A 5,703-nucleotide genomic window follows, 5' to 3' on the forward strand; every position below is an offset into this window, starting at 1 on the left:
ATCACCCCCACACCCCCCCCACAAGCCAGCCCCGCCTGTATTCCTCCTCCCCCCCCCCCCCCCCGGGGCCGTTCGTCCTGCGGCTGCTTCTCCTGCGGTTACCGGGCGCCCCAGGCCTGGTCGGTGGGGACGACCTCGCGGCCGAGCGGCATGAGGGAGATCGGGATCATCTTGAGGTTCGCCCAGCCGAACGGGATGCCGATGATCGACAGGAACAGCGGGATGCTGGTCACCAGGTGCGCGATCGCCAGCCACCAGCCCGCGAAGATCAGCCAGATGACGTTCCCGACGCAGGACGCCGCCCCGGCACCCGGCTTCTCCACGGTCGTCCGCCCGAACGGCCAGAGGATGAACCCGGCGATCCGGAAGGACGCGACGCCGAACGGGATGGTCACGATCAGCACGCAGCAGATGATTCCGGCGACGGTATAGGCAATAGCCATCCAGATACCGCAGAAGATCAGCCAAATGACATTGAGGACGAACTCGATCACCTTCATGGCCGACACCTTCTCACGGCTGCTGCTCGGGGTTCCACGATCCAGCCATGCCCGCCCCCGGGCGCGTCTACGCCCTTAGGGGACGTTCCTCGGGGTTTGTTCCGGGGTCGGCGCGGGCGGACGTGCCGGGGCCGCACCCTCCGGAGGGTGCGGCCCCGGTGTGGCGGCTCGGATCAGGCCGGCGGGGTGCCGTCGGGCCAGACGCAGGGGGAGCTGACGGTCAGCTTGAGAAGGCGGCTCGAGTCCGTGGCGCCGTCCAGGACGGCGAGGAAGTTGTCCTTGGGGTTCTTCAGCTTCACCCAGCCGGGATGGAAGCCGGGCGGGTCCTCGACCGGCTGAAAGCCTTGTCCCGTCAGGTAGACGCGGAAGGCGTCCGCGACCTCCGTCCTGCCGGACAGGGGGAGATCCTCGAAGTCGTATCCCCGATGGGTCTGCTTCCTGCCGTGCGGGCCGATGTCGTTGGCGTCGCATTCCATGTCGAAGAAATCGCCCGAGCTCGCCGTCGGCTTGACCGGCAGCTTGGCCAGGGTGTCGGCGAGATAGGTGTCGATCTGCTTCTTGGCCTGGTCGAGTGTGATCGTGGACTTCGACCGCTCGTTCAAGGTCTGCACGCCGCAGGCGTTCAGGGCCAGTACGGCGACCGCCAGTACGGCGGTGGCGGTGACCCGTTTGATCAGCGGGGTGTGCTCGGTGGTGCTCATGAGGCCCGCTTTCCGGCGATGATCTCCCCCATGGAGGTCAGGGTGGGCGAATTCTCGTTCCAGTAGTCCGAGTGCCCCGCCTTGGGGTCGGTGGGCAGGATCTGCGCGCCGAACTGGGGGACGGTGGTCTGTCGGCCGTGGATCAGGTGGTGGTCACCGTCGCCCAGGCCCCACGAGCCGGCGACGTTGTCGACGATGTTGTCCGTCATCCCGCCGGGGTCGGTGGCGGCGGCCCAGCCGATCGCGTCGGCCGGGCTCTGCGCCACGTACACGCGGGACGGGTCGATGTTCAGGTCCTTGGCGTTTTCGACGCCGCAGCCGGGGCTGGCGATGAGGACGACGTTGTCGACGGGAAGGCCCTTGTCGCGCATGGCGTAGCCCACGGTCGTGGTGCCGTAGCTGTGGGCGAGGATGGTGTTGTTCGACAGCTTCCCCTCGTGCGTGGCGTGGAGTCCCGTCTCGAAGGTGTGCAGCTTGTCCTCCGCGTTCTTCGCGTACTTGTCGTCCGCGGCCTCGGGGATGATCGTCTGCGGCGCGTCGTAGCCGACCCAGGTGATCGACGAGGTGGTCTTCGAGTTCTTGTCGGCGGTGTTGGCCGACTGGACCATCAGATCGGAGCGGTTGATGTCACTGCCGATGCTGCCGAGCCGGGCGCCGGTGCCGGGTACGTACGTGGAGACGTTGTCGGCGGTGTCGGGGTTGTTGGCCGCGATGATCGCGTGGCCCTTGCCGTTGGTGTCGAAGCCCAGCAGGAAGGTGGGCGGGTGTTCGGCGTTGACCGGGGTGTTCAGCCGGTTCTCGATGGCCGTCACGCCCTTCAGCTTGTCTTCGAGGTCGTCGCGCTTCTGCTTCCACTCCGTGTAGTCGGGGTTCTGGACGGGCCCGCCGTTGGTCTCGGCGACGGACAGGTAGTGCTTCGGCTCCGGGCCGAGGCTGTCGAGCTGGTGTTGGAGGTCCTGTTTGCCGCGCTGGAGGTTGATCCGGTTGGCCTGGTCCCGGGCGAGCGCGGGGACGCCGTCGAGGGCGCCGACCTGATCGGGGTGGTTGAGGATCATCCGGTGCTGCTGCTCGTCGGTCAGGCCGTTCCACCAGCCCTTGACGCTGTTCGGGTCGGTGCCGGCGGCGGGGACCTGTTCGAGCGCGTTCGCGGCGGCCAGGTCGGTCTTCGCCGTGGCGGCGTCGAGCCCGGTGCCGTCGCTCGCGTTGCCGGCCAGGTGGGCGAGCCGGGCGCTGATCGTCTGGTCCGCGTGGGCGGCTTCGGTGAGCGCGGCCGTGATCCGGCTGCTGATCTGCTGGGCCTGCGACTCGGCGTCGGTGCCGGCGAAGGCGGCGGATCCGGGGTCGTTGTCCCAGGTGATCCCGCCGTCGGCGGCGACGGTCAGCTTGTGGGTCTTGGCGTCGTCGAGGGCGTTGATCAGGTGCGCCTGGGCGGCGGCGAAGCCCTCGGCCGCGTCGTGCAAGGCCCTGCTGACGAGGCCGATCTCCTGTTGGGCGGCCTGGAGTTCGTTCTCCAGGAGCTGGATCCGGGCCTGGGCGTGACCGGCGGCGTTCCCGGTCCACTGCGAGTGGTTCAGCCGGTCGACGACCTCGTGCTGCCAGTTCTCCACGTGCTGGCCGAAGGCGGTGGCCAGGGTGTCGAAGGCGGTCTTCGCGGTGGTGAGGTTGATGAGGTCGGCGTCGTGGAGGGTCTTGATGTCCATCGCCTACTCGGCCGCCTTCGCGCCAGCGGGCTTCACGGGGCCCGGGACGAAGGTCGTGCTGAAGGGGTCCGGTTCGTCGGGGACCGGTGCGGCCGGGTTCCGCATGCTCCCGTGGATGTCCTTCTCGACCTGGCGGTAGTAGGCGGCCGACGTGGCGAGCTTGGTGCCGACGTCGCCCATGTCGCCGCCGAGCTTGTCCAGCAGCGTCTTCCAGTTCGTGCCGCAGTTCTGGATGGCGGCGGCGGTGAGCCAGCCCTTCAGGCCCCCGGCGGCCTGGTTGCACGGATCGGTGATCTTCGAGGTCTCGCCCGGTATGAGACCGCCGATGTGCTGAGCGCTCTGTCCGCAGCCGTCCAGTTCGGCTGGGTTGACCTTGAACTCCAAGGCCAGATCAGGATCTGCCATGTCTTTCCCCCGCTGATGAGCTCCCGGGCCGGCGCGCCGCCCGGGTCCGTGTCGACAAACTGCTGACGGATGCTAACGGATCGATCTTCCGGCGGTGGGGAGGGCATGGGCCGGGCGACCCGCCCCGGCTCGGCCGGTGGGCGCGGCTCGGGATACCCTGCGGGGGTAACTGGTGGCGAGGTCGGTCGGGAGGTGGACGATGGCGGAGCCGCGTCCGACCGTCCCCCGGGCCCTGCGCCTGCTGCTCCTCGCGGCGCTCCTGCTCGGCATCGTGACGATGCACACGCTCGGCCATCCGGCCGCCGGCGGGCACGGGACGGACCACGGGCCGACGCGGCACGCCGTGAGCGCCGGTCACCCGGCGGGCGCCGGGGAGACGGTGCACACCGCGGCGGCCGACGGCATGGATCCGATGACGGTGTGTCTGGCCGTGCTCGCCGGCTGGACGTTGCTGCTCCTCGCCGCCGGCCCCCTGCTGCGGCACGGCGGTGACGCCGCCGCCGAGGTGAGGGCCCGGCTGCTGCGGGCCGTTCGCGCGTTGCCGCCGCCCGGAGGCGGGCGGATCCTCCTCGCCCGGTTGTCGGTGCTGCGTCAGTAGGCGTACGCCGGCCGCCCCGGGTCCGCGCTCCGGCGCGGGCGGGACGGCCGTCGCGACGTCCTGCTCACCCACACCCACCGCACGAGGTGCACTCCGTCATGCGCACACCCACCCGTCGTACCGTGCTCGGCGCGGCGCTCGCCGCCGCCGGCACCGGTCTGCTCGCCGCCTGTTCCGCCGATCCGATGAAGGGCATGGACCATGGGGGCGCCGCCCCCACCACCCCGGGCGGCTTCGTTGCCCCCGGCGGCCCCGAGGTCGCCGCCGCCGAGGCGCGGCGCGGGCCCGGGCCGGAGCGCAAGGTCGCGCTCACCGCCACCGAGACGACGCTCGACCTGGGCGGACGCACCGTCCGCAGCTGGGCGTACGGCGACCGCCTGCCCGGCCGGGCGGTGCGCGCCACGGTCGGCGAGACGCTCGCCGTCAGTCTCGCCAACCACCTTCCGCAGCCCACCTCGTTGCACTGGCACGGCCTCGCGCTGCGCAACGACATGGACGGCGTACCCGGGCTCACCCAGGACGCGGTGCGGGCGGGCGCCGGCTTCGAGTACCGCTTCGCGCTCGCCCACCCGGGGACGTACTGGTTCCACCCGCACTCCGGCGTCCAGCAGGACCGCGGCCTGTACGCGCCGCTGATCGTCGAGGACCCGAGGGAGCCGCTGCGCTACGACCAGGAGTGGGTCGTCGTCCTGGACGACTGGGTGGACGGGGTCGACGGCAGCACCCCGGACGCCGTGCTCGCCGAACTCGCCCGGGGCATGGGCGGGATGGACCGCGCGGGGATGGACCACCCGGCGATGGGCGGCCACGACATGGCAGCCATGGGCGGCACTCCAACCGGCGCCCCGAGCACCGCCCCGCCCGCCGCCGGCCCGTCCCGGATGCTGATGGGTGCCCGCAGCGCGCTGCTCGGCGGCGACGCGGGCGACGTCGGCCACCCGTTCCACCTGGTCAACGGCCGGCTCGCCGGCGCGCCCGAGACCTTCACCGCCAAGCCCGGCGACCGGGTCCGGATCCGGCTGATCAACGCGGGCGGCGACACCGCCTACCGGGTCGCGCTGGGCGGCCACGAGTTGACCGTCACCCACACCGACGGCTTCCCGGTCGAGCCGGCCACCACCCAGGCGCTGCTGCTCGGCATGGGCGAGCGCTACGACGTGCTGGTGACCGTCCAGGACGGCGTTTTCCCGCTGACCGCGCTCGCCGAGGGCAAGAACGCCGCCGCACTCGCCCTGCTGCGCACCGGCGGCGGCGCCGCGCCGGACGCCTCGGTGCGCCCGGCGGAGCTGGACGGCAGGCTGCTCGGCGCGGCACAGCTCAAGGCCGACCCGAGCGTGCGACTGCCCGCCAGGGCGCCGGACCGGACGGTGCGGCTGGAGCTCACCGGCGGCATGGCGAAGGCCGACTGGGCGTTCAACGGCCGCCGGTACGACCCGGCGCAGCGTTACCCGGTGGCGGCGGGGGAGCGGGTGCGGCTGGAGTTCCGCAACACCACGAGCATGTGGCACCCCGTCCACCTGCACGGCCATACCTTCGCGCTGCCCGGTGACGGGCCCCGCAAGGACACCGCGATCGTGCTGCCGGGCGCGACGCTCGCCGTCGACTTCGACGCCGACAATCCGGGCCTGTGGATGGTGCACTGCCACAACGTCTACCACGCGGAGACGGGCATGATGACCGTCCTCGGTTACCGGGCCTGACCTTCGCGGGGGGGGGGGGGGGGGGGGGGGGGGGGGGGGGGGGGGAGACCGGGGGGGGGGGGGGGGGGGGGGAAGCGTCGGGGGTGTGGTATCCACCGC

Annotated in this window: 6 protein-coding genes; 2 read left to right on the forward strand and 4 right to left on the reverse strand. The window is 71.6% G+C overall.

Annotation, left to right across the window (positions count from 1 at the left end; all coding sequences use genetic code 11):
- Positions 1-98: 98 nt before the first annotated feature.
- The 4 genes from AC07BF_RS14640 to AC07BF_RS14655 all read right to left on the reverse strand — a co-directional run bounded on the left by AC07BF_RS14640 (position 99) and on the right by AC07BF_RS14655 (position 3,306).
- Positions 99-500: a YccF domain-containing protein gene (locus AC07BF_RS14640; protein WP_063346584.1), complete on the reverse strand. Its 402-nt coding sequence runs from the start codon at positions 498-500 to the stop codon at positions 99-101.
- A 173-nt stretch (positions 501-673) separates the two neighbouring features.
- Positions 674-1,201 carry a hypothetical protein gene (locus AC07BF_RS14645; RefSeq protein WP_363585959.1) on the reverse strand — a complete coding sequence of 176 codons (528 nt, stop codon included), beginning with the start codon at positions 1,199-1,201 and terminating at the stop codon, positions 674-676.
- Positions 1,198-2,901, reverse strand: a complete 1,704-nt coding sequence (locus AC07BF_RS14650) for an alpha/beta hydrolase (RefSeq protein ID WP_478333433.1) — start codon at positions 2,899-2,901, stop codon at positions 1,198-1,200. Before AC07BF_RS14650 ends, AC07BF_RS14645 begins: the two co-directional genes overlap by 4 nt.
- Positions 2,902-2,904: 3 nt before the next feature.
- Positions 2,905-3,306 (reverse strand): hypothetical protein, encoded by a 402-nt coding sequence (locus AC07BF_RS14655; RefSeq protein WP_478333434.1) that lies wholly within the window; start codon positions 3,304-3,306, stop codon positions 2,905-2,907.
- Between the two features lie 199 nt (positions 3,307-3,505).
- On the opposite strand from AC07BF_RS14655, the gene AC07BF_RS14660 reads away from it, so the two are divergent.
- Together AC07BF_RS14660 and AC07BF_RS14665 are read left to right on the forward strand one after the other, a co-directional pair.
- Entirely contained in the window at positions 3,506-3,904 is a 399-nt protein-coding gene (locus AC07BF_RS14660) for a hypothetical protein (protein WP_478333435.1), read from the forward strand.
- A gap of 98 nt (positions 3,905-4,002) precedes the next feature.
- Positions 4,003-5,604 (forward strand): multicopper oxidase family protein, encoded by a 1,602-nt coding sequence (locus AC07BF_RS14665; RefSeq protein WP_400803414.1) that lies wholly within the window; start codon positions 4,003-4,005, stop codon positions 5,602-5,604.
- Positions 5,605-5,703: the final 99 nt, after the last annotated feature.

The sequence above is a fragment of the Kitasatospora sp. NPDC043950 genome (genome assembly GCF_056435345.1).

Bases quoted from the DNA above. Each gene is read 5' to 3' on its own strand.
- AC07BF_RS14640 (WP_063346584.1), bottom strand. From the start codon at position 500: ATGAAGGTGATCGAGTTCGTCCTCAATGTCATTTGGCTGATCTTCTGC.
- AC07BF_RS14645 (WP_363585959.1), bottom strand. From the start codon at position 1,201: ATGAGCACCACCGAGCACACCCCGCTGATCAAACGGGTCACCGCCACC.
- AC07BF_RS14650 (WP_478333433.1), bottom strand. From the start codon at position 2,901: ATGGACATCAAGACCCTCCACGACGCCGACCTCATCAACCTCACCACC.
- AC07BF_RS14655 (WP_478333434.1), bottom strand. From the start codon at position 3,306: ATGGCAGATCCTGATCTGGCCTTGGAGTTCAAGGTCAACCCAGCCGAA.
- AC07BF_RS14660 (WP_478333435.1), top strand. From the start codon at position 3,506: ATGGCGGAGCCGCGTCCGACCGTCCCCCGGGCCCTGCGCCTGCTGCTC.
- AC07BF_RS14665 (WP_400803414.1), top strand. From the start codon at position 4,003: ATGCGCACACCCACCCGTCGTACCGTGCTCGGCGCGGCGCTCGCCGCC.